This is a genomic window from Mesorhizobium sp. WSM4904, from assembly GCF_029674545.1.
Classification (GTDB): domain Bacteria; phylum Pseudomonadota; class Alphaproteobacteria; order Rhizobiales; family Rhizobiaceae; genus Mesorhizobium.
In genome coordinates, this window is sequence record NZ_CP121354.1 from 5,693,098 (window position 1) to 5,714,881 (window position 21,784).

At 63.6% G+C, this 21,784-nt stretch carries 16 protein-coding genes; 4 read left to right on the top strand and 12 right to left on the bottom strand.

Annotated elements, in window-relative coordinates; all coding sequences use genetic code 11:
- Positions 1-295 precede the first annotated feature (295 nt).
- On the bottom strand, positions 296-532 hold the full coding sequence (locus tag QAZ47_RS27720; RefSeq protein ID WP_278231482.1) for a hypothetical protein: 237 nt from the start codon (positions 530-532) through the stop codon (positions 296-298).
- On the bottom strand, positions 532-699 hold the full coding sequence (locus tag QAZ47_RS27725; RefSeq protein WP_278204028.1) for a hypothetical protein: 168 nt from the start codon (positions 697-699) through the stop codon (positions 532-534). The genes QAZ47_RS27720 and QAZ47_RS27725 overlap by 1 nt, the downstream gene beginning before the upstream one ends.
- A gap of 1,124 nt (positions 700-1,823) precedes the next feature.
- Between QAZ47_RS27725 and QAZ47_RS27730 the strand changes: the two genes are divergently transcribed.
- Together QAZ47_RS27730 and QAZ47_RS27735 are read left to right on the top strand one after the other, a co-directional pair.
- On the top strand, positions 1,824-2,174 hold the full coding sequence (locus tag QAZ47_RS27730; RefSeq protein ID WP_278231483.1) for a hypothetical protein: 351 nt from the start codon (positions 1,824-1,826) through the stop codon (positions 2,172-2,174).
- Positions 2,175-2,637: 463 nt separating this feature from the next.
- Positions 2,638-2,973 carry a hypothetical protein gene (locus QAZ47_RS27735; RefSeq protein ID WP_278231484.1) on the top strand — a complete coding sequence of 112 codons (336 nt, stop codon included), beginning with the start codon at positions 2,638-2,640 and terminating at the stop codon, positions 2,971-2,973.
- A 27-nt stretch (positions 2,974-3,000) separates the two neighbouring features.
- On the opposite strand, the gene QAZ47_RS27740 is transcribed toward QAZ47_RS27735, so the two are convergent.
- From QAZ47_RS27740 to QAZ47_RS27755, 4 genes are all read right to left on the bottom strand, one after another.
- Complete coding sequence (locus QAZ47_RS27740) at positions 3,001-4,617, bottom strand: ABC transporter ATP-binding protein (RefSeq protein ID WP_278231485.1); 1,617 nt, start codon at positions 4,615-4,617, stop codon at positions 3,001-3,003.
- Between the two features lie 12 nt (positions 4,618-4,629).
- Positions 4,630-5,754 carry an ABC transporter permease subunit gene (locus tag QAZ47_RS27745; protein WP_278231486.1) on the bottom strand — a complete coding sequence of 375 codons (1,125 nt, stop codon included), beginning with the start codon at positions 5,752-5,754 and terminating at the stop codon, positions 4,630-4,632.
- Positions 5,747-6,670 (bottom strand): ABC transporter permease subunit, encoded by a 924-nt coding sequence (locus QAZ47_RS27750; RefSeq protein ID WP_095813150.1) that lies wholly within the window; start codon positions 6,668-6,670, stop codon positions 5,747-5,749. The genes QAZ47_RS27745 and QAZ47_RS27750 overlap by 8 nt, the downstream gene beginning before the upstream one ends.
- A 175-nt stretch (positions 6,671-6,845) precedes the next feature.
- The gene (locus QAZ47_RS27755) at positions 6,846-8,438 is read right to left on the bottom strand and encodes a peptide ABC transporter substrate-binding protein (RefSeq protein WP_278231487.1); all 1,593 of its coding nucleotides are present in this window, start codon (positions 8,436-8,438) and stop codon (positions 6,846-6,848) included.
- A 168-nt stretch (positions 8,439-8,606) separates the two neighbouring features.
- Between QAZ47_RS27755 and QAZ47_RS27760 the strand changes: the two genes are divergently transcribed.
- Both QAZ47_RS27760 and QAZ47_RS27765 read left to right on the top strand, forming a co-directional pair.
- Complete coding sequence (locus tag QAZ47_RS27760; RefSeq protein ID WP_278231488.1) at positions 8,607-9,176, top strand: TadE/TadG family type IV pilus assembly protein; 570 nt, start codon at positions 8,607-8,609, stop codon at positions 9,174-9,176.
- The gene (locus QAZ47_RS27765; protein ID WP_278231489.1) at positions 9,173-10,942 is read left to right on the top strand and encodes a pilus assembly protein TadG-related protein; all 1,770 of its coding nucleotides are present in this window, start codon (positions 9,173-9,175) and stop codon (positions 10,940-10,942) included. Before QAZ47_RS27760 ends, QAZ47_RS27765 begins: the two co-directional genes overlap by 4 nt.
- 8 nt (positions 10,943-10,950) lie before the next feature.
- Here the strand turns inward: QAZ47_RS27765 and QAZ47_RS27770 are convergent, their stop codons facing one another.
- The 6 genes from QAZ47_RS27770 to glgB form a co-directional block, all read right to left on the bottom strand.
- Positions 10,951-12,594 (bottom strand): alpha-glucosidase family protein, encoded by a 1,644-nt coding sequence (locus tag QAZ47_RS27770; protein WP_278233891.1) that lies wholly within the window; start codon positions 12,592-12,594, stop codon positions 10,951-10,953.
- Positions 12,594-14,594 (bottom strand): glycogen debranching protein GlgX, encoded by a 2,001-nt coding sequence (gene glgX, locus QAZ47_RS27775; protein WP_278231490.1) that lies wholly within the window; start codon positions 14,592-14,594, stop codon positions 12,594-12,596. The genes QAZ47_RS27770 and glgX overlap by 1 nt, the downstream gene beginning before the upstream one ends.
- A gap of 367 nt (positions 14,595-14,961) precedes the next feature.
- A complete protein-coding gene (locus QAZ47_RS27780) occupies positions 14,962-16,590 on the bottom strand; it encodes an alpha-D-glucose phosphate-specific phosphoglucomutase (RefSeq protein ID WP_278231491.1) in 1,629 nt (542 codons plus the stop codon).
- Between the two features lie 3 nt (positions 16,591-16,593).
- Entirely contained in the window at positions 16,594-18,039 is a 1,446-nt protein-coding gene (gene glgA / locus QAZ47_RS27785; protein WP_278231492.1) for a glycogen synthase GlgA, read from the bottom strand.
- A 117-nt stretch (positions 18,040-18,156) separates the two neighbouring features.
- Complete coding sequence (gene glgC / locus QAZ47_RS27790) at positions 18,157-19,422, bottom strand: glucose-1-phosphate adenylyltransferase (RefSeq protein WP_278073157.1); 1,266 nt, start codon at positions 19,420-19,422, stop codon at positions 18,157-18,159.
- Between the two features lie 50 nt (positions 19,423-19,472).
- Entirely contained in the window at positions 19,473-21,695 is a 2,223-nt protein-coding gene (gene glgB / locus QAZ47_RS27795; protein WP_278231493.1) for a 1,4-alpha-glucan branching protein GlgB, read from the bottom strand.
- Positions 21,696-21,784 lie beyond the last annotated feature (89 nt).

Here is a 21,784-nt window from a genome sequence, read left to right on the forward strand (position 1 = left end):
GCTTCATCGTCGGCAGGAGAGAGGTGGATGCCCGCCGCTACCCCATCTGGCGGGCATCTGTTTGCACGCCCGGATGTGCCGGTTTCGCAAAAGCTTAGCAAGCCACCCGCCGCGCCTTCGCAGAATTCAAAAAGCCCGCCGGCCGAAGCCAGCGGGAATCTGGGGACAGCCAGGTGTGGGGGTGGGGACTTTCACCTGGCATAGGGGCAACGGTGCGGCGCGGCTTTTGTTTCAGGAATTGCTAAACGGCGGGACGATGTCGAATCGCTTTGACCCCCTTCGAAACACGCCCTGCTCAGTTGGATTTGCCTCCGCGATCCATGATCTCGCGACCCATGATCGCGGTCAGGATTGCTTCGTAGGCGCTTCCGACCTCCTCTTCGATTTCATCCTCGGAAACGCCCGCCGCCTTGGCGTCGGAAAACAACTTGTCGGTCAGTTCGGCGACCGAAATGATGTCTGCGCCAACGCTGCCACGCATCACGTTATGGGTGATCCATTGGCTGAAGAATTCAGCACCGCGCTCACTCATCAGTGTCGCCCTTTGAGGAAGTGAGCCTCTCGCAGCAGCGAGCTCCAGTCTGTCCCGATGAGGTGTATCAATTCGCGCGCTTCGTCGACGGTGACGCCGCTTTCGCGTGCCAGGCGCCTGGCCAGCAATTCTGTCTCGGCTGAGACCTTTTCCTGATCGTCTGTCATGGGGAACTCTCCATGGACGACAACCGCCGAAATAGACCTTTGTTTCAGTTACTCCTCGCGAAAATCCTTCAGCGAGGCATGGCGAAGCTTCTCCTCGCCCTTGAAGAACTTCATCCGGCCAAGCCCCGGCGTCAACATTCGGCCTTTTCCTTCCCCAGGCCCTTGGGCGCCGGTGCGCCGACCTTGACTTGCAGCGGTCTCGATCACCCCTCTCGAAAAGGTGTCGAAGGTTCTCGAACATCACGTGTCCGAGCTGTTCACAATCCCGCCGAAAAACAATGCGCCGATTGCTACGCTAAAGTCCGGCGCCGGAAGGACTGAGGGACGGAAACCACCACTGGCAGCTCGATGGTTCTGCCTCCAAATCGGCCTCAACCCTTTGTTATGATGGATATTCCTGTCGCGACGCCATCAGATGCAGCCGAAGCTATCGTCTCCAAGGCGCGCTCGCGAAACCTTACAAATAATGTCGTGAGAATGCCCGGGGACAGAAGGCGAACGCTCCCGCCATTCCCCACAGAAACCCCACAGTTAAGTCGGAAACAAAGGCGAACAGAAGCACCCAAGCGTGACAAGAAATGGCGGAAATCCGGGCTTTTGCTGGCAAACCCCGTCGTTCGGGACGATGGGGTCGCAGATTCAAATCCTGCCACTCCGACCAGAAAAAACAATGGGTTAGGCTCTCAGCCCTTCCATCTCCTTCCCGATATCCGCCTGAAACCATGCGCGCAGGCCGGCCATCCCGATCGTGATCGCCGCATTCCTGCTTTCAGGTTCTGCCATTGCTCTCGACTGTGACGCCGTCATCCTTGACGGCCCGCATATCCGCACGCCAAGCAGCGGGGGACGCCGATCGACCCTACGGCGGGACTCGATCGAAGACCGGATCGGCGATCGACGCCGGCAGCAGGCAGCCGCGATCCATTTTCCAGCTTTGAGGCGTGCAAGACATGCCTTCCACATGACGTTGGTCACCACTGACCGTGACCTTCGTCAGATGTTTCCGCCCCTCGAGCCACGATAGAAAGCCATATGCGCTCCTGTCGCGACTACCATCGACAGAGGTCCGCACGTCGCTCTCAGGTCGCGCTGCCGCTCTTGCCGCGGCGACGAGTCGAGCGCGCTTGGCTGCGATCTTCAATCGCCCAAAGATCAGCGGACGATCCGCATTTGTTGCAGACGAGAGCGCAGCCCCTGGAATTCGTTCTCGAAAATTCTCTGGACCGGCGGGCTACATTCGAAGGGAAAGTGCCATGCAGGATTTGCCTAGAAACATCGATGCCGACGTCGTTATCGAAATCGGCCGCATACTCGATGATGCGCCCGCAGAGGCTGGGATTTCGGTGTCCGAGACGATCACCGAATGCCGCCGGCATATTTCGACCAAGATGACGGACGAAGAGCTCGAGACGCTGATCGTGCGGATGAGCGGTCCGCGGGGCCGCGCCGTGATCTTTGATGGTGAGGCAGACTAGGTAGACTGGGTGGCCACGGCGGCCAGTCCCGCCCGGAAGATCCGCCTGAGAGCTTCTATTTTGGTCGAAGCGCCAGCGGCGTTGCCGACGTCTTCGGATCGAATGGATACGGCAAGATCCAGGACGGCGGCCCAGTCACGTCATATCAAAACCGCTCCGGTCCCGCGCTTGGCGTCTCGGTCTCTTAAGGAAGATAGGATGCTTGTGTTTCCGTCTCCCACCTAACCTTTCAGCAGCGAATAGCGAGCCTGAACAGTTGCTGCCGGCCATTGTGCTCGACAGCGCGCTCTTACTTTGACCTAAAGCGCGTCGCGAACGTTCAGATTCGCTCCGTGCGCTTTAGGTTTTTGATTTTACGCATGTCTTTGTCCCGAAACCGGTTCCCACTTTCGGGAGACATGCTTTAATGGCACCCTGTCCCAGTTCGACGGAATCCAAACCATCGGAGCGGCCCGGTAAGAAAATGAAGTTCATGCCGACAGCTATTTTGCCGGTAATCGCGACGCTGCTTTTCGCCGCGGGCTGCTCATCTACGGCCGCGTCGATCGATCCGGCGAAATACGACAGGATGAGTTGTGCCGAGCTCAACAGCGCGCTCGGCGACACCGCCACCGATATCTCACGGACTGCCATCGGCCGCGGCAAGGTCGCCAATACCAGCGTGCCGAGCTGGCTGCTCGGCGGCGAGCGGGTCAAGACGGTTGTGGCCAATCGCGATACCGCCCGAATCGAAAAGCTGCAGCAACAGCAGCAGGCCATCGTCGCGGCAAGGAAGCAAAGATGCCCGTCCTCGCAATAAGCCGCCTGCCGGCAAGCGGCGGTGAGTTCAGGCGCTGATCCTAAACCGCGCGGTATCGATCGCCGCGTTCATCAGCGTCCGGGTGTAGGCCTCGCGCGGATTGCCGAAGATTTCCTCCGTCGGCCCCTCCTCGACAATCTTTCCCTGCTTCATGACGATGATGTAGTCGGCCATGGCGCGCACCACCGCCAGGTCGTGGCTGATGAAGAGATAGGACAGCTCGTGGTCGGCCTGCAGCTTGCGCAGCAGCTCGACGATCTGCTTCTGCACCGAGCGGTCGAGCGCCGATGTCGGCTCGTCCAGCACCACCACTTTCGGCTTCAGGATCATGGCGCGGGCAATCGCGATGCGCTGGCGCTGGCCGCCGGAGAACTCATGCGGGTAGCGGTTGCGCGCATTGGGATCGAGGCCGACCTCGCGCAGCGCCTCAACGGCGCGATGGTCGCGCTGCTTGCCGGTCAGCGACGGCTCGTGCACCAAAAGTCCCTCGGTGATGACCTGGCCGACCGTCATGCGTGGCGACAGCGAACCGAACGGATCCTGGAAGACGAGCTGCAATTCGCGCCTGAGCGGCCGCATCGCCTGGCGATCCGCCTCGGAGATGTCGCGGTCGCCGAAGCGGATGACGCCGTCGCTGGGCAAAAGCCTCAGCAGCGCGCGGCCGAGCGTCGACTTGCCGGAGCCGGACTCGCCGACGATGCCGATGGTCTGGTTTCGCTTCAGCCGCACCGAGATCTTGTCCACCGCGCGCAGCATCAGAGGCTCGCCGCCGAGGAAGCCGCCGCCGATCTTGAAGACGACTTCGACATTGCGGCCTTCGAGCAGCACCGGCGAATTGGCTGGCGGCGCCGCCTTGGTGCCGGTCGGCTCGGCCGCGAGCAGCATCTTGGTATAGGCGTGCTGCGGATTGGCGAAGAGCGCTTGCGCATCGCCCTCCTCCACCACCTCGCCCTGGCGCATGACATAGACGCGGTCGGCGAAGCGCCGCACGATGCCGAGATCGTGGGTGATGAAGACGATCGCCATGCCGAGCTTGCGCTGCAGCTCTGCAAGCAGCATCAGGATCTGCGCCTGGATGGTGACGTCGAGCGCCGTCGTCGGCTCGTCGGCGATCAGAATGTCGGGATCGTTGGCCAAGGCCATGGCGATCATGACGCGCTGGCGCTGGCCGCCCGACATTTCGTGCGGATAGGATTTCATCCGCCGTTCGGGATCGGGAATGTGCACCAGCCTCAGGAGCTTCAGCGCTTCCTCGCGCGCCGCCTGCGCGTTGAGGCCGCGGTGCCGGCGGATCGGCTCGATGAGCTGGTTGCCGATCGTGTAGAGCGGATCGAGCGAGGTCATCGGCTCCTGAAAGATCATGCTGATCTTGCGCCCACGCACCTTGTTGAGCTCGCTCTTGGTCATCTCCAGAAGATTGCGGCCGCGATAGTCGACCTGGCCGGTCGCCTCGCCATTGGAGGAAAGCAGGCTCATCGCCGCCATCATCGTCTGGCTCTTGCCGGAGCCGGATTCGCCGACCACGGCGACGGTCTCGCCGGCATTGACGCTGATGTTGATGCCCTTGACCGCCTCGACTGTGCCGTCGAGGGTCTGGAAGCGGACGCGCAGGTCCTTGACGCTGAGGATCGTTTCGGAAGCCATGTCAGCGATCCCCTATCGATCTTTCGGGTCGAGCGCGTCGCGCAGGCCGTCGCCGACGAAATTCAACGCAAACAACGTCGAGACGAGAAAGAAGGCCGGGAACAGAAGCAGCCAGTTGGCATAGCCGATGTTCTTGGCGCCGACGGAAATCAGCACGCCCCAGCTGGTCATCGGCTCCTGCACGCCGAGGCCAAGGAAGGAAAGAAAACTCTCCAGGATGATTACCTGCGGCACGAGCAGCGTCATGTAGATGACCACCGGTCCGAGCAGATTCGGGATGACATGGCGCACGAGGATGCCGCGATGGCCGACACCCATCGCTTCGGCCGCCTGGACATATTCCTGCCTGCGGATCGACAGCGCCTGGCCGCGCACGATGCGCGCCATGTCGAGCCACAGCACCGCTCCGACCGCCAGGAACATCAGCACGAAGTTGCGGCCGAAGAACACCACCAGCATGATGACGAAGAAGATGAACGGCAACGAGTAAAGCACGTCGACGACGCGCATCATCACCTCGTCGACCCTGCCGCCGGCAAAGCCGGCCGTCGCGCCGTAAATGACGCCGATGACGCCGGCGACGACGCCGGCAAGCAGGCCGATGGCCAGCGAAATGCGCCCCGCCATCAACGTGCGCGAGAGCAGGTCGCGCCCGGTGTTGTCGGTGCCGAAGAAGAAATATTGCTGCTTGACGGCCGAGCTCATCGTGACTTCAAGGCCGTCGGGCGACTTGCTCTCGATCCTGGTGTCGTCGAAGGCATCGGAGCGGTCGAGATAGCGGATGTTGCGGTCGTCGATCGGCTTGGTCGAGGTGACGGTGACGATGACGCGGCTGCCGTCCTGATGCCATTCCTTGATGTCGACGCGCATGCGCTTGATCGCATCGCTCAGAGCGCCCTGGATCATGTCCGGCTTGGGATAGGCCGAAAGGCTCGGCGGCGTGCGGACATAGTCGCCATAGATGGTCGTGTATTCATGCGGCACGACCATTGGGCCGAACACGCTGATGATGGCGATGAACGCCAAGTAGTAGAGGCTGAACATGGCGGCGCGGTTGCGCTTCAGCCGCGCCCAGGCATTGCCCCAGAGCGAGCGGCCGACGATCGGCTCCGGAACGGCGACTGCAAGCTCAGTCATAGCGCACCCTCGGATCAACGACCGCGTAGAGGAGATCGACGATCAGGTTGAAGACGATTGTGAAGAGCGCGATCACCACCACGGTTCCCATGACCAGCGTGTAGTCGCGGTTGAGCGCGGCATCGACGAAGTAGCGGCCGACTCCCGGGATGGAGAAAATGGTCTCGACGATGATCGAGCCGGTAAGCAGCGCCGCCGCCGCCGGGCCGGTGAAGGAGACGATCGGCAGGACGGCGCCGCGCAATGCGTGCTTGACCACCACCGACCAGTCGGAGAGGCCGAGCGCGCGGGCGGTGCGGATATGGTGCGAGCGCAGGCTCTCGATCATCGAGCCGCGCATCAGGCGGGCGACGATGGCGATCTGCGGCAAGGCGAGCGTCAGCACCGGCCCGACCTTGTTGATCAGGGCGCCGTCACCCCAGCCGCCGATCGGCAACAGCTTCCAGGAAAGCCCGAAGACGAGCTGGATCACCGGCGCGGTGACGAAGGTGGGGATGGTGCTGCCGGCGGTAGCCAAAGCGATCACCGAATAGTCGGCTATCTTATTCTGGTTGAGCGCCGCGATCGTGCCGAGGATCGAGCCCAACAGCAGCGCCAGCACCAGCGCCGAGGTACCGATCTGCACCGAGATCGGCAGGCCCTTGGCGAAGAGCTCGGTGACGGTGAAATCCGGCAGGTTGTAGCTCGGGCCGAAACTGCCGCGCAGAAGATTGCCGAGATAGTGGACATATTGCAGCCAGAGCGGATCGTCGAGGCCGAACTGGGCTTCGAGATTGGCCCTGATCTCGGGGCTCAGGCCCCGCTCCTGGTTGAACGGGCCGCCTGGCGCGACGCGGATCAGGAAGAACGCCACCGTCACGATGACGAATAGCGTCGGGATGGCGGTCAAAAGCCGCCGGAAGACATAACGCAGCATCGGCGCCCCGCTTCAGCCAGGGCGACAGCTCTCCAGACGAGACCGTGGCGCGCTGGCATCTCTAATCTTCGCACCGGGCAGCCTGAAAATCCAATCCGACTTTCGGCCCGGCACGACGACAGACCGCGACCGCCACTCCCAAAAAAGAGAGCGGCGGCGCGGCCAAGGTTTCTTGTCAGTCCTTGGAGATGAAGCGGGACGGATGAATGTCCATCACATTGTCGTCGAAGCCATGCACCTTCGAGGAAACGATGTCGTGGTAGCTGTAGTAGAGAAGCGGGATCTCGCCGACGTCGTCGACGAGGATGCGCTCGGCTGCGGCAAGCTCCTTCATGCGCTCCTCGGGCTTGCCGCCGGCGGCGGCCGCCTTGTCCATGGCAGCCTCATAGGCCGGGCTGTTGTAGTTCGAGTAGTTGTTGCCGCTGGCCTTGCGCGAGATGCCGAGGAAGGTCTCGGGATCCTTGTAGTCGGCGATCCAGGCGGCGCGGGCGACGTCGTAGTTGCCCTTCTGCTCGAGGAAGGCATAGTGGGTCTTGGTGTCGGTGTTGAGCAGCGTCACCTCGACGCCGAGCGGCTTCAGCTGTTCCTGGATGGCGACCGCCGTGTTCTTATGGTTCTCCGAGGTGTTGTAGCGGATCTCCATCTTCAGCGGATGCTCGGGCGTATAGCCGAGCTTCTCCAGGATCTTCTTGGCCTCGTCCTCGCGGTCGATCTGCGGCATGTCGGCGTATTTGGCCAGTGCCGGCGTGTAGCCTTCGATGCCCGGAGGCACCATCGAATAGCCGGGCAACATCGAGTTCTGCCAGACCTTCTCGGCGAGGAAGTCGCGGTCGATCGCCATCGAGATGGCGTTGCGCAGCTCGACATTGTCCCACGGCGCCTTGTCGGTCTTGATCGCAAAATAATAGGTGCCGAGATATGGCCCCACACGGACCTGGTCGCCGAATTTGGTTTTGAGATCGGCGAGCTGTTCGGTCGGCAGGTCGCCATAGCTGTCGAGCTCGCCGGCCTCGAAGCGCTTCATCGCCGACGAGCGATCCTCGGTCGGGATGTAGTTGACCACGTCGAGCTTGACGCTCGCGGCGTCCCAGAACTTAGGGTTCTTGACCAATTTCATATGGTCGTTGGGAACCCACTCCGCCAGCGTGTAGGCGCCGTTCGAGACCAGCTTGCCCGGCTTGATCCAGTCGGCGCCGAGCTTGTCCATGGAAGCCTTGTTGACCGGATAGGTCGCCTGGTGGGTCAGCATCTCCAGGAAGTAGGGCGTCGGAGCCTTCAGCGTGACTTCAAGCGTGTTGGCGTCGATCGCCTTCACGCCCATGTCCTCGGCCTTGCCTTTCTTGGTGTTGAAGTCCTCGGCGCCCTTCACCGGATAGAGCATCGAGGCGTATTCCGCAGCGGTGGCGGGATCTTCCAGCCGATGGAACGAATAGACGAAGTCGTCCGCCGTCACCGGGCTGCCGTCCGACCAGAGGCCGTCCTTGCGCAGCTTGAAGGTGTAGACGGTGCCGTCGTCGGACACCGTCCAGCTTTCGGCGGCGCCCGGAATGAGGTTCGTCTTCTGGTCATGCATCACGAGGCCCTGGAACAGGTCGCGTATGATATCGGCCTCGTAGGTCGTCGACGTCTTGTGCGGATCGACCGTCTCCGCCTCCGCGGCGGCGCCGCGGTTGTAGACGGTTTCGGCGAAGGCTGGCGTGTAGAAGGTCCCGGTCGCCAAGGCCATGGTGGTGGCGAACACGGTCGCCTTCAGCAGATTTTTCAGCATGAAGTCTCTCCCTTTGGACGCGGCCCCTCAACCACGCCATGAGTGTTGACGCCCCGGAACCGTTCGACGGGTTCCTTTTGAGCGTGCCGCCGGTCCCTTCCGGCGGCTGGTGGCGGCGAGACTAGACAGAGCGAAATCTTATTTCAACTGCCCACTGCTTGACGTTGAGTGAGCCGCGCCTCGCTAAAACAGCGAAATCTAAAGCTTAAGCATTCCGTTCAACTTGGTGCACCTTTCGGTTGTTCCAGCCGTTTTCTGTTTTTGCAGGCACGCTTTGGCATTCTCCGGACCATGCTGAAGAACCGAAAATTCCTTGCTCCTTGGTCTTGTTTCCGGGCTGACGCCGCTGGCACGTCGGCGGTCGAATTCGCCATGCTGGCGCCGATCTTCATCCTGCTTTTGCTCGGAATGGTTGCATACGGAATCTATTTCGGCGCCAGCCATTCGGTCCAGCAAATCGCCGCCGACGCGGCACGAACGGCGATTGCCGGCCTCAACCAGACGGAGCGACAGGCGCTGGTCACAGATTTCATCGCCCACGACGTCGCAGGTTATCCCTTTGTCGACCCGAACAAGCTGACGGTCGACGCCAGGGACAGCGTCGTCGACGGCAGCCAGTTCGTCGTCTCGGTCAGCTATGACGCGCGCAACCTGCCGATCTGGAACCTGTTCCATGACCTGCCGCTGCCGGGCACCACGATCCAGCGTCAATCGACGATCCGGGTCGGAGGCATATGATGCGCAATTCGGGCGGGGGCCTGATGGACGCGGCGCGACGGCTGATCGCCGACCGGCGCGCCAACTTCGCGGTCATGACGGCGCTCTGCACGCCGGTCGCGCTGGCGCTGACCGCATTCGCGGTCGACGAGGGCTCACTCTACAATGAACGCCGCGCCGCGCAGTCGATCGTCGACCTCGCTGCGATCACCGCCGCCGCCCACATCAACAATGCCCAGCAAGCGGTGCTGACGACGCTGAAGGACAACGGGATCACGTCGGTCGCCGTGCAGCAACAGGGCGCCAACGTCGCGCCGACCGGCAGCAAGGCGGTCGTGCAGGTCGTGCCCGGGCGCTATTCCGGGGTCAGCTCCATAGCGGCCGGCAGCCGCTTCGAGGCCGGCAAGCTGCCCTACAATGCCGTACAGGTGTCGCTGAAGAAGCAGGGCACGCTCTATTTCGCCGCCTCGATGATGGCGCCGCCGGTGATCGGCACGACGGCCACCGCCAGCGCCCAGCCCGAAGCGGCGTTCTCGGTCGGGTCGCGCCTCGCCAGCGTCAACGGCGGCATTCTCAACGCGCTGCTCGGCGCCCTTCTCGGCGGCAACATCTCGCTCAGCGTGATGGACTACAATTCGCTGATCTCGGCCGATGTCGACGTTCTTTCCTTCACCGACGCCTTGGCGACGCAATTGCATCTGACCGGCGTGACCTACTCGGACGTGCTCGCCTCGAAGGCGACCGTCGGGCAGATCGCCACGGCCATGGCTAACGTGCCCGGGCTCGACCGGACGGCCAAGCTTGCGCTGCAGACCATGGCCTCAAGCGCCACCAATACGGTCAAGATCCCGCTCAGCCAGCTCATCGACCTCGGCTCGGTGGGCAGCCTCGGTCTTGGCGAGAAGCCCGCCGGGCTTTCGGTCGACGCAAGCGCCATGAGCATGCTGACCGCGGCCGCGGCATTAGCCAACGGCACGAACCAGATTGCCGTCAGTCTCGGCGCCACCATACCAGGGCTGACATCGACGACGCTCCAGATCGCCATCGGCGAGCCGATGCAGAACTCGCCCTGGCTGGCGGTGGGAGAACTGGGCACCGTGGTGCGCACGGCGCAGACCCGCATCAAACTAAACGCCAGCGTCACGGTCGGCACACCGAACCTTGGCGGCGGCATCAAGCTGCTCGCCGTCAACCTGCCGCTCAATGTCGAGGTCGCCTATGCCGAAGCCAAGCTGACCGACATCAGCTGCCCGACCGGCCCATCCAGCATCAAGGTTTCCATTGCCGCGCAGCCCGGCGTCGTCTCGGCGCATCTCGCCGACGGCAGCGCCAGCGGCTTTGCCGATTTCACCAGGCCGCAATCCTTCAGCGACGCCGATATCGCCGATGTCAAGGCCAAGCTGCTGCTGATCAACCTCAACCTTTTGCAGATCAAGGGATCTTCGGCCTTCTCGGTCACCAACATGACGCCTACGACCCTCACCTTCAGCGCCACCGATATCGCCAACAAGGCAATCAAAACGGTGTCGACGAAGAATCTCACGCAGTCGCTCACTACCTCGCTGGTGAACAACCTGTCGCTGTCGGTCAATGCGCTCGGCCTCGGCATCGACGTGACTTCGCTGCTCGGCACGGTGAAACCGGCGGTGACAACGCTGCTCAACGGCGTGACCGCGCCGGTCGACGATCTCGTCTACACCGTGCTTGCGGCGCTTGGCGTGCATGTCGGCGAGGCCGATGTGCGCGTCACCGGCGCGGTCTGCGGACGCTCGGTGCTGGTGCAGTAGGCGGGCCGTCAGCCAATTCTCCCGGCGAAGCAACCCACACGCGGCAGCGCCAGCGCAATCTCTTCGAGAACACCGCCAAGGACGCCGGCGACGTCAACGGCAAGAGCCGTTATCTCGACATCCCTGATCTCGGCCGGCAGCGTCCAGCTCGCCGGTTCACCGGCGAAGTTGAAGACGCATAACAACCTCTCGTCTTGATGCTCGCGGACAAAGGCCAGCACATCGCCCTCGGCTTCGAGAAAACGGATCGAGCCGGCAATCAGCGCCGGATGACGCTTGCGCAGGGCCAGGATCGAGCGATAGGCGGCAAGCACCGAACCGTCTTCGCCGTTTTGTACATCGACTGCCCGGGCGCGATGCGCCTGCGGCACCGGCAGCCAGGGCTTTGCCGTGGAGAAGCCGCCATTTTCAGCGCCGGCTTCCCAGACCATCGGCGTGCGGCAGCCGTCCCTGCCCTTCACGCCCGGCCAGAAGCGGATGCCCAGCGGATCGCGCAGATCCTCATAGGCAAGCTCGGCTTCCTCGAGCCCAAGCTCCTCGCCCTGATAGAGGCAGATCGAGCCGCGCAGGCAAGAAAGCAGCGCGATCGAGAATTTCGCCACGATGTCCGGGTTCTCGCCGGGCCGCGTCCAGCGGCTGACATGGCGCATGACGTCGTGGTTGGAGAAGGCCCAGCAGACCCAGCCGTCTGCAACGGCATTCTCGAACGCCTCGACGCAGCCGCGCACATGGGCGGCGGAGAATTGCTGACCGAGCAGGTCGAAGGTGTAGCACATCTGCAGCTTGTCGCCGCCGGAGGTGTAGGCGGCGAGCGTCTGCAGCGAACGGTCCTCGTCGCCCACCTCGCCGACCGCGGCGCGGTCCGGATACTCGTCGAGCAGCGCGCGGAACCGCTTCAGGAAGTCGAGATTCTCTGGCCGCGTCTTGTCGAAGAGATGCTCCTGAAAGGCGTAGGTGGTGGTGGCGCCATTGGTGCCGGCGACGCTTGACGCCAATGGCGGGTTGTCGCGGAGCCAACGGTCGTGGACATAGTAGTTGACCGTATCCAACCGGAAGCCGTCGACGCCGCGCTCCAGCCAGAAGCGCACGGTGTCGAGGACCGCGTCCTGCACCTCCGGGGTATGGAAATTGAGGTCCGGCTGCGCGGTCAGGAAATTGTGCATGTAGTACTGCCGGCGGGTGGCGTCCCACTCCCAGGCGGGACCGCCGAACAGCGATTGCCAGTTGTTGGGCGCGCTGCCATCCGGCTTGGCATCGGCCCAGACATACCAGTCGGCCTTGGCATTGTCGCGGCTGGCGCGGCTTTCGACGAACCATTCGTGCCTGTCGGACGAATGCGAGATCACCTGGTCGATGATGAGCTTCAGGCCGAGCCTATGCGCCTCGGCGACCAGCGCGTCGAAATCCTCTATGCGGCCGAACATCGGATCGACATCGCGATAGTCCGACACGTCGTAGCCCATGTCGGCCATCGGCGACTTGAAGAAGGGCGAGAGCCAGACGGCATCGACGCCGAGCGAGGCGACATGGGCGAGCCGTGACGTGATGCCCTTGAGATCGCCGCTGCCGTCGCCGCTCGTGTCCTGGAAGGAGCGCGGATAGATCTGGTAGATCACGCAGCCGCGCCACCATTCCGAATCGCCATCAGCCATCATGAAGCCTTTCCGGCGCGGGTCTTGCCAGCCCTGCGCTCGATCATGAAATTGACGTTGCGGCCCGGCAACGGCCGCGCCGGGTCGACCGCCTGCGTCTCGATCGCCGGACGCCACTCGTAGCCGTCTCGCACCGGCAAGGTGAAGACGCATTGGCGGCGGTCGCCATTGACCATGACGGCAAGGCGACCGCCTTCGCTATTCCCCAGCATCATGACGAGGCGATGTCGACCGGGATCGTTCCATTCGGCCTCGCCGAGCGGCGCGCCGGTTTCGGTCAGCCAGACGACGTCGGGGATTTCGGATCCATCGGCGGCTTCCCCGGTCAGGAAATTCGTGTCGGACAACGGCGGAAAGGCGCGACGCAGTGCCGAGAGTGACGAGGCGAATCGCTCCAGCGCCTCGTCGCGGCCGGCCCAGTCGAGCCAGGTGATGGCGTTGTCCTGCGCGTAGGCATTGTTGTTGCCCTGCTGGGTTCTGCCGAATTCGTCGCCGGCGGTCAGCATGATGGTGCCGCGCGAGGCAAAGAGCGTCGCAAGCAGCGCGCATTGGTCACCGAAGCGGACCTCGGCGATCTCCGCGTCGTCCGTCTCGCCCTCGACGCCGTTGTTCCACGACAGATTGTCGTTGTGGCCGTCGCGATTCTGCTCGCCATTGGCCGCATTGTGCTTCTTCTCATAGGCGACGAGGTCGGCCAGCGTCATGCCGTCATGCGCGGCGATGAAGTTGACGCTGCGGCTCACCGGCTGCCCTGCCCTGCCGAACACGTCGGAGGAGCCGGCAAGCCGCGTGGCCAAAGCGCCGACCATGCCGGCATCGCCGCGCCAGAAGCGCCTGACATCGTCGCGATAGCGGTCGTTCCATTCCAGATATGGCGGCTGGAAGTTGCCGAGCTGATAACCGTTCGGCCCGATGTCCCACGGCTCGGCGATCAGGAAGCGATCGGCAAGCACCGGATCGCCCGCGATGGCCTGGAGCAGCGGCGCTTGCGGATCGAACGCACCGTCGACGCGGCCGAGCACCGGCGCCAGGTCGAAGCGGAAGCCATCGACGCCTGCGAAGCGGGCGAAATGGCGGAGCGTGTCGAGCACCATATCCCGCACGACCGGATGATCGCATGCGACCGTGTTGCCCGTACCGGTGTCGTTGGCCAGCCGGCCGTCCGGCAGGCGACTGTAATAGGCCTGCGCGTCGAGGCCGCGCAGCGACAGCGTCGGACCAAGCCTGTCGCTCTCCCCGGTATGGTTGAATACGAGGTCCAGGATGGTGCCGATGCCTGCCTCGCGCAACGCCGCGACGGTGTCGCGCAATTCCCTGAGACCGCCGGGCGCCAGGCGCGGATCGAGCGCCATGAAGGTGACGGGGTTGTAGCCCCAAGCGTTGCTCAGGCCCAGCGGTGGCAAATGGCGCTCGTCGATCGACGCGGTGATCGGCATCAGTTCGACGGCGGAGACGCCGAGGCGCTTCAGATGATCGAGGACGGCGGGGTGGGCGAGCGCCGCAACGGTGCCGCGCCGCGCTTCCGGGACATCCGGATGCAGTTTGGTGAAGGAGCGGACGTTGAGCTCGTAGATCAGGCCGCCGGGCTGGAACAGCGGCGGCTTCAAGGGCACAGGCTCCGGCAAAGCACGCGCCACGGCCTTCGGCATCAGCCGAGCGGTGTCGGCGCCTTCGTTACGTTTGGCGGCAAGCCGCCAATGGTATTGATAGGGCCGATCGATCTCGACGGCGTAGGGATCGATGAGAAGCTTGTCCGGATCGAACCAGAGGCCGCGCTCGGGCGCATAGCCGCCATCGGCGCGAAGGCCGTAGCGCGTGCCCTCAGCGAGGCCGGAGACGAGGAGCGCATGCACGCCCTCGCCTTCCGGCTTCAGTTCCAGCCGGTCGAGTTCGCGCGTGCCGCTGTCATCGAAGAGCGAGACCCAAAGGCGTCTCGCAGCTGACGACCAGACGGCGAAGCGGATGCCTTGGGGGGTAACGGTGGCGCCAAAATCGCTCACGCCCGCCAGCCTCGTAGCGTGTTGCAAACGTTGGAGATGGGCCGAAGCCTCCGCGACGTCGTCATCCCAGGGCGAAGCAGGAGCGAAGCTCCGTCGCGAAGACCCTGGGATCCATGCCGTGACCTCGACCGAAGGGCACAGCGGAGCAGGAATCTGGACCGCAGCGCCGCCTCGACGTCACGGCATGGATCCTCGGGACTGCGCTGCGTCGCTACGCTCCTTGCTGCGCCCGTGGATGACGAAGCGGTGGGCGTTTCGGCCAATCGCCAATATGTGCACTCCGGCCCACACCCCTTATCCGTCTCGGCGCTGCGCGCCGATCCACCTTCTCCCACAAGGGGAGAAGGGGAAGCCTTCGCCTCCACCCTCAAGTAATCACGCTCGGCTTGTCGCGGCCGGTGTGGCTCTTGATGCCGGCGATGTCGTCGGCGGCTGCGATCAGGTCGGCGAGCGCCTCCTGCGTGTCGAGGTCGTGCCTCGCCTTGTCCGGCTCGTAGCGTTCGATATAGACGCGCAGCGTCGCACCGGAGGTGCCGGTGCCGGAGAGGCGGAAGACGACGCGCGAGCCGCCTTCGAACAGGATCCGGATGCCCTGATTCTTGCTCACCGAGCCGTCGACCGGATCGTGGTAGGCGAAGTCGTCGGCGCTGGCGATTGTCATGCCGCGCAGGGTGGTGCCGGGCAGCGAGCCGAGCTTGGCACGCAATTCGTCGACCAGCCTGTTCGCCCGCTCGGTCTCGACCTCCTCGTAGTCATGACGCGAATAATAGTTGCGGCCGTAAGTCTCCCAATGCTTGGTGACGATGTCCTTGCAGCTCTCGCCGCGCACGGCGAGGATGTTGAGCCACAAAAGCACGGCCCATAGGCCGTCCTTCTCGCGCACATGGTTGGAGCCGGTGCCGGCGCTCTCCTCGCCGCAGATCGTCGCCATGCCGGCGTCGAGCAGATTGCCGAAGAACTTCCAGCCGGTCGGGGTCTCGTAAATGCCGATGCCGAGCTTTTCGGCGACGCGGTCGGCAGCGCCGCTTGTCGGCATCGAGCGGGCGATGCCCTTCAGGCCTTCCTTGTAGCCGGGCGCCAGATGCGCGTTGGCGGCAAGCATCGCCACCGAATCCGACGGGGTGACGAAGATGCCCTTGCCGATGATAAGGTTGCGGTCGCCGTCGCCATCCGAGGCGGCGCCGAAATCCGGCGCGTCCGGGCCCATCATCTCGTCATAGAGATGCTTGGCGTGCACCAGGTTCGGATCGGGGTGATGACCGCCGAAATCCGGCAGCGGCTTGAAGTTGCGACAGGTGCCGTTGGGGGCGCCGAGCCGGCGCTCGAGAATCTCCTTGGCATAGGGACCGGTCACCGCATGCATGGCGTCGAAGCGCATGCGGAAACCGTATCTGAAGTTGGCACGGATGGCGTCGAAGTCGAACAGGCTCTCCATCAGCTCGGCATAGTCCTTGACCGGGTCGAAGACCTCGACCGTCAGGCCGCCGGCGTCGACCGTACCGATCGTGTCGATGTCAACGGTGCCGATGTCGGCGATCTTGAAGCTCGAGATCGTCTTGGTCTTTTCGAAGATCGCGTCAGTGATCTTCTCCGGCGCCGGGCCGCCATTGCCGGCATTGTACTTGATGCCGAAATCCTCGTGCGGGCCGCCCGGATTGTGGCTGGCCGACAGGATAATGCCGCCAAAGGTCTTGTATTTGCGGATGATGTTGGAAGCTGCAGGCGTCGACAGAATCCCACCCTGCCCGACCATCACCTTGCCGAAGCCGTTGGCCGCGGCCATGGCGATCGCCTTCTGGATGACCTCGCGGTTGTAGAAGCGGCCGTCGCCGCCGATCACCAGCGTCTTGCCCTCGAAACCTTCCAGCGCGTCGAAGATCGACTGGATGAAGTTCTCCGCATAGTGCTCCTGCTGGAAGACGGGCACCTTCTTGCGCAGGCCGGAGGTGCCGGGCTTCTGGTCGGTATAGGGTTTGGTGGGAACGGTTTTGATCATGCCTCAGGCAGCCCTTTTCGAAAGCAGCAAGCGATAGAGTTCGACATATTTCTCGGCGCTCTTGTCCCAGGAGACATCGGCCTTCATGCCCTGGCGCTGGATCGAGGCCCAGGCGGCGGGCCTGGCATGCGCTTCGACCAGCCGGCGGATGGCATGCAGCATCGCGCCGCCATTGTTCGGCGCGAACTGGAAACCGGTAGCGACGCCGGCCGAAAGGGCCGCCTCGTTGGCGTCGATGATGGTGTCGGCGAGGCCGCCGGTGCGGGCGACGACCGGCACGCAACCATAGCGCAGGCCGTAGAGCTGGGTCAGCCCGCAGGGCTCGAAGCGCGACGGGATGACGATTGCGTCGCAGCCGCCCTGCATGATGTGGGAAAGCGCTTCGTCATAGCCGATGACGACGCCGACGCGGCCGCGATGCCGCGCGGCGGCAGCAAGCAGCGAGCCTTCGAGGCCGGCATCGCCCGAGCCCAGGACCACCAGTCGTGCCCCACGCTGAACGACGCCATCGACGACCGCGGCCAAGATGTCCATGCCCTTCTGCCAGGTCAGCCGGCTGACGACGCAGACGATCGGGCTGTCGTCGTTCTCGAGATTGAAGCGTTCCTCGACGGCCTTGCGGTTGAGGCCGCGGGCTTCCAATGTCTCGGCCGAGTAGTTGGCGACCAGATGCTTGTCGGTCGCGGGGTTCCAGATGTCGACATCGATGCCGTTGACGATGCCGTAGAGATCGACGGCGCGCATGTTGATGAGGCCGTCGAGGCCCATGCCGAATTCCGGGGAGCGGATCTCCTGCGCATAGGTCGGGCTCACGGTGGTGATCGCCCAGGCGGCCTGCAGGCCCGCCTTGAGAAAGCCGACGCCGCCATAATATTCGACGCCGTCGAGCTGCATGGCCACGCCCGGCAGGCCGAGCTCGCCGAAGATGCCGGCGCCGAACTGGCCCTGGAAGGCAAGATTGTGCACGGTGATCAGAGACGGCACTCCGACCGCCTTGCCATAGCGCATGTAAGCCAGCGTCATCGCCGACTGCCAGTCATGGGCATGCACGATGTCGGGCTGGTAGCCCGAGATCGCGCCGCCGGCTATGTCGCCGCCGACCTGGCTCAGCGCCGCGAAGCGCCGCCAGTTGTCGGGCCAGTCGGCGCCGGAAGCGTTGCCATAAGGCCCGCCCACGCGGTCGAAGAGATGTGGCGCGTCGAGCACGAAAAGGTCGAGCTCGCCGATCTTGACGGCATGGACCGAAGCCTTGCCGCCCTGCAGCAGCGGGTACTGGTAGACGGCCTTCTTTTTCTTGAAGGCCTCCATCACCACCGGATAGCCGGGAACCAGCGTGCGCATCGCCACGCCCTTGGCGGCGAGCGCGATCGGCAGCGCGCCAGCCACGTCGGCAAGCCCGCCGGTCTTGATCAGCGGGAAGATTTCGGGCGTGACCGACAGAACCTGCATGCGATTCACATTCCGAGTTTAAAGTGACAGCTTGTTGATCAAACCGACAACTTGTTGATCAGACCGACAGCTTGGTGACCAACCCTATCAGGTTGACAGCTTGCTTGATCGACCTGGTCAGGTCGACAACTTGTTGATCATGTCCTGCGTGATCAGGCAGATGCCCTTTTCCGAGACACGGAAGCGCTTGGCGTCGAGCTCCGGATCCTCGCCGACCACCAGCCCTTCCGGAATGCGGACGCCATGGTCGATGACGACGCGCTTGAGGCGCGCGTTGCGCCCGACAAAGCAGTCGGGAAGCATCACCACCTCCTCGAGCTTGGAATAGGAATTGATGCGGGCGCCGGTGAAGATCAGGCTGCGGCGCAGCGAGGCGCCGGAGACGATGCAGTCGCCCGAGACCAGCGAGGAGATCGCCTCGCCGCGGCGGCCGTCCTCGTCGTGCACGAACTTGGCCGGCGGCTTCAATTCCGCATAGGTCCAGATCGGCCAGTCGCGATCGTAGAGATCGAGCTCGGGCGTGACGTCGGTCAGGTCGATATTGGCTTCCCAATAGGCGTCGACGGTGCCGACATCGCGCCAATAGGGCTCGGCCTCATGCGAGGAGCGCACGCAGGACTTGGCGAAACGGTGCGCGATCGCCTTACCGTGCTGGACGATGTAGGGGATGATGTCCTTGCCGAAGTCGCGGCTGGACCCGGGCTCGGCCGCGTCGCGGCGAAGTTGCTCCATCAGGAACTTGGTCTTGAAGACATAGATGCCCATCGAGGCCAGCGCATAGTCCGGCTTGTCCGGGATGCCTGGCGGATCTGCGGGCTTCTCGATGAAGGAGATGATGGTGTCCTTCTTGTCGACATGCATGACGCCGAAGCCGGTCGCCTCCATGCGCGGCACTTCCAGGCAACCGACGGTGACGTCTGCGCCGGCGTCGACATGCTGGCGCAGCATGAGCTCGTAATCCATCTTGTAGATGTGGTCGCCGGCGAGGATGACCATGTATTCTGGGCCGTAGGCCTCGATGATGTCGATGTTCTGGTAGACGGCGTCCGCCGTGCCTTCATACCACTGCGTTTCCGACACGCGCTGGCTGGCAGGCAGGATATCGAAGCTTTCGTTTCGCTCCGGCCTAAGGAAATTCCAGCCGCGCTGCAGGTGACGGATCAAAGAGTGCGCCTTGTACTGGGTGGCGACGCCGAGGCGGCGGATGCCGGAGTTGAGCGCATTGGACAGCGCAAAATCGATGATGCGCGTCTTGCCGCCGAAATAGACGGCGGGCTTGGCGCGCCGGTCGGTCAGCTCCTTGAGGCGGCTGCCCCGGCCGCCGGCCAGAACATAGGCCATGGCATCGCGCGCCAGCGGCTGGGTTCTCTTGATCTCTGCCATTGCTTGCCTCCCTCCTCCTAAGCTGTCCGGACCATTGCTTCAGCCAGATATCATCTGCTTTCGTCCGCGACGAATTCCAGCATAATCGTCGACAGCGGCGGCAGCAGCATCGTCGCCGACGTGCTGCCCCCTTCCTCACTCGCCGCGACCATGCCGCCATTACCCATGCCGGAGCCGCCATAATCGGCGGCGTCGGTGTTGATGATCTCGCGCCATTCTCCCGCCTTCGGCAGCGGCACACGATAGTTCTCGCGCGGCACCGGCGTGAAATTGGAGATGACGGCGATCGGGTTGCCGTCCGGCGCGCTGCGCAGCCAGGCAAAGACGGAGTTGTCGCGATCGTCGACGATCAGCCAGGAGAAGCCTTCGGGCTCGCAGTCGCGCGCATGCAGCGCCGGGCGCGAGCGGTAGAGGTAGTTCAGGTCGCGCACCACCTGCCAGACGCCTCGATGCGGGGCATATTCGAGCAGGTTCCAGTCGAGGGCGCGCTCCTCGCTCCACTCGCGGCGCTGGGCGAATTCCTGTCCCATGAACAAGAGCTTCTTGCCGGGGTAGCCCCACATGAAGGCGTAGTAGGCGCGCAGCGTGGCGAATTTCTGCCAGTCGTCGCCGGCCATCTTGTGGAGCAGCGTACCCTTGCCGTGAACGACCTCGTCATGGGAGAGCGGCAGCACGAAATTTTCCGAGAAGGCGTAGACGAGGCCGAAGGTGATGTCGTTGTGGTGGTGCTTGCGAAAGATCGGCTCCTTGGAGAGATATTCCAGCGTGTCGTGCATGAAGCCCATGTTCCACTTGAAGCCGAAGCCGAGCCCGCCTTCATGCACCGGGCGAGAGACCTTCGGCCATGAGGTGGATTCCTCGGCGATTGTCATCACGCCGGGATGGTGGCCGTAGAGCTCCTTGTTCATCTTCTGCAAGAAGCTGACGGCCTGCAGGTTCTCGCGCCCGCCCTTCTCGTTGGGGATCCACTCGCCTGCCTTGCGCGAATAGTCGAGGTAGAGCATCGAGGCGACCGCGTCGACGCGCAGGCCGTCGACATGGTATTTTTCGGCCCAGAACAGCGCGTTGTTGACGAGGAACGACACAACCTCGCGGCGACCGAAATTGTAGATCGCGGTGTTCCAGTCGGGATGAAAACCCTGGCGCGGATCGGCATGCTCGTAGAGCGCGGTACCGTCGAACTGCACCAGCCCATGCTCGTCGACCGGGAAATGCGCCGGCACCCAGTCGAGGATGACGCCGACGCCGGCGCGATGCGCGCCGTCGACGAAGCGGGCGAAGCCGTCAGGATCGCCGAAACGGGCGGTCGGCGCATAGAGACCGGTCGTCTGGTAGCCCCAGGACGGGTCGTAGGGGTGCTCGGAGATCGGCAGGAATTCGATATGGGTGAAGCCGGTGTCGACCACGTAAGGGATCAGCCGCGCGGCAAGCTCGTCCCAGGTGAGGAACGTGCCGTCGTCGCGGCGCTGCCACGAGCCGGCATGGACCTCGTAGATCGAGATCGCCTCGCGCCGCGGGTCGGCCTTCTGCCAGAAGCCGCGATGCGCCTCGTCGCCCCATTGATGCGCCATCGGCGGCGCCGTCACCGAAGCGGTCGCCGGGCGCAGCTCGGATTCGAAGGCGAAGGGATCGGCTTTGAGCGGCAGCCGCACGCCGTCGGGGCCGATGATCTCGAACTTGTAGGGCCGGCCGGCGCCGAGGTCGGGAATGAACAGCTCCCAGATGCCGGTGTCCTTGCGGTCGCGCATGGTGTGCCGGCGGCCGTCCCAGTCGTTGAAGGCGCCAACCACCGAGACGCGCCGGGCATTGGGCGCCCATACCGCGAAATGCACGCCGGTCGCGCCTTCATGGTCGATGATATGGGCGCCGAGCTTGTCGAAGAGCCTGAGGTGCGAGCCCTCGGCCATGTAGTAGTCGTCCATCGGCCCCAGCACCGGCCCGAACGAATAAGGATCGGTCAGCCACCAGTCGCCACCGGCATTCCTCGCGTGATAGCGCAGCGGCTGGCGCTTGCGGATCGAAAGCCTGCCCTCGAAGAAGCCGGCATCGTTGCTGCGGACGAGTTCCCCGACCTCCTTGCCGGTCAGCGTGTAGGCAGTGACGAACTCGGCATTGGGGACGAAGCAGCGGGCGACGAAGCCCTTGCCGGCCTCATGCACGCCCAGAACGGAAAAGGGATCGCCATGCGTTCCGGCGACAATCGCCGCGACATCTCCGGCTGGCGCCAGTCCGTCCGGCCCGCTTGTCGCAGCGGTCGCGCGCGGTTTCCTCATCAGGCGGTCGCCCTCCCCGGGCACCTTTTTGTTTGGGTGCATGCCGTAGTCCCAAAACCGCTTCGCACTTTTGGGCGGCATGCACCTTT

What these genes read in the sequence shown, in the direction of transcription:
- QAZ47_RS27720 (WP_278231482.1), bottom strand. Translation starts at nt 532, where the DNA reads ATGAGTGAGCGCGGTGCTGAATTCTTCAGCCAATGGATCACCCATAAC.
- QAZ47_RS27725 (WP_278204028.1), bottom strand. Translation starts at nt 699, where the DNA reads ATGACAGACGATCAGGAAAAGGTCTCAGCCGAGACAGAATTGCTGGCC.
- QAZ47_RS27735 (WP_278231484.1), top strand. Translation starts at nt 2,638, where the DNA reads ATGAAGTTCATGCCGACAGCTATTTTGCCGGTAATCGCGACGCTGCTT.
- QAZ47_RS27740 (WP_278231485.1), bottom strand. Translation starts at nt 4,617, where the DNA reads ATGGCTTCCGAAACGATCCTCAGCGTCAAGGACCTGCGCGTCCGCTTC.
- QAZ47_RS27745 (WP_278231486.1), bottom strand. Translation starts at nt 5,754, where the DNA reads ATGACTGAGCTTGCAGTCGCCGTTCCGGAGCCGATCGTCGGCCGCTCG.
- QAZ47_RS27750 (WP_095813150.1), bottom strand. Translation starts at nt 6,670, where the DNA reads ATGCTGCGTTATGTCTTCCGGCGGCTTTTGACCGCCATCCCGACGCTA.
- QAZ47_RS27755 (WP_278231487.1), bottom strand. Translation starts at nt 8,438, where the DNA reads ATGCTGAAAAATCTGCTGAAGGCGACCGTGTTCGCCACCACCATGGCC.
- QAZ47_RS27765 (WP_278231489.1), top strand. Translation starts at nt 9,173, where the DNA reads ATGATGCGCAATTCGGGCGGGGGCCTGATGGACGCGGCGCGACGGCTG.
- QAZ47_RS27770 (WP_278233891.1), bottom strand. Translation starts at nt 12,594, where the DNA reads ATGGCTGATGGCGATTCGGAATGGTGGCGCGGCTGCGTGATCTACCAG.
- QAZ47_RS27780 (WP_278231491.1), bottom strand. Translation starts at nt 16,590, where the DNA reads ATGATCAAAACCGTTCCCACCAAACCCTATACCGACCAGAAGCCCGGC.
- glgA (WP_278231492.1), bottom strand. Translation starts at nt 18,039, where the DNA reads ATGCAGGTTCTGTCGGTCACGCCCGAAATCTTCCCGCTGATCAAGACC.
- glgC (WP_278073157.1), bottom strand. Translation starts at nt 19,422, where the DNA reads ATGGCAGAGATCAAGAGAACCCAGCCGCTGGCGCGCGATGCCATGGCC.
- glgB (WP_278231493.1), bottom strand. Translation starts at nt 21,695, where the DNA reads ATGAGGAAACCGCGCGCGACCGCTGCGACAAGCGGGCCGGACGGACTG.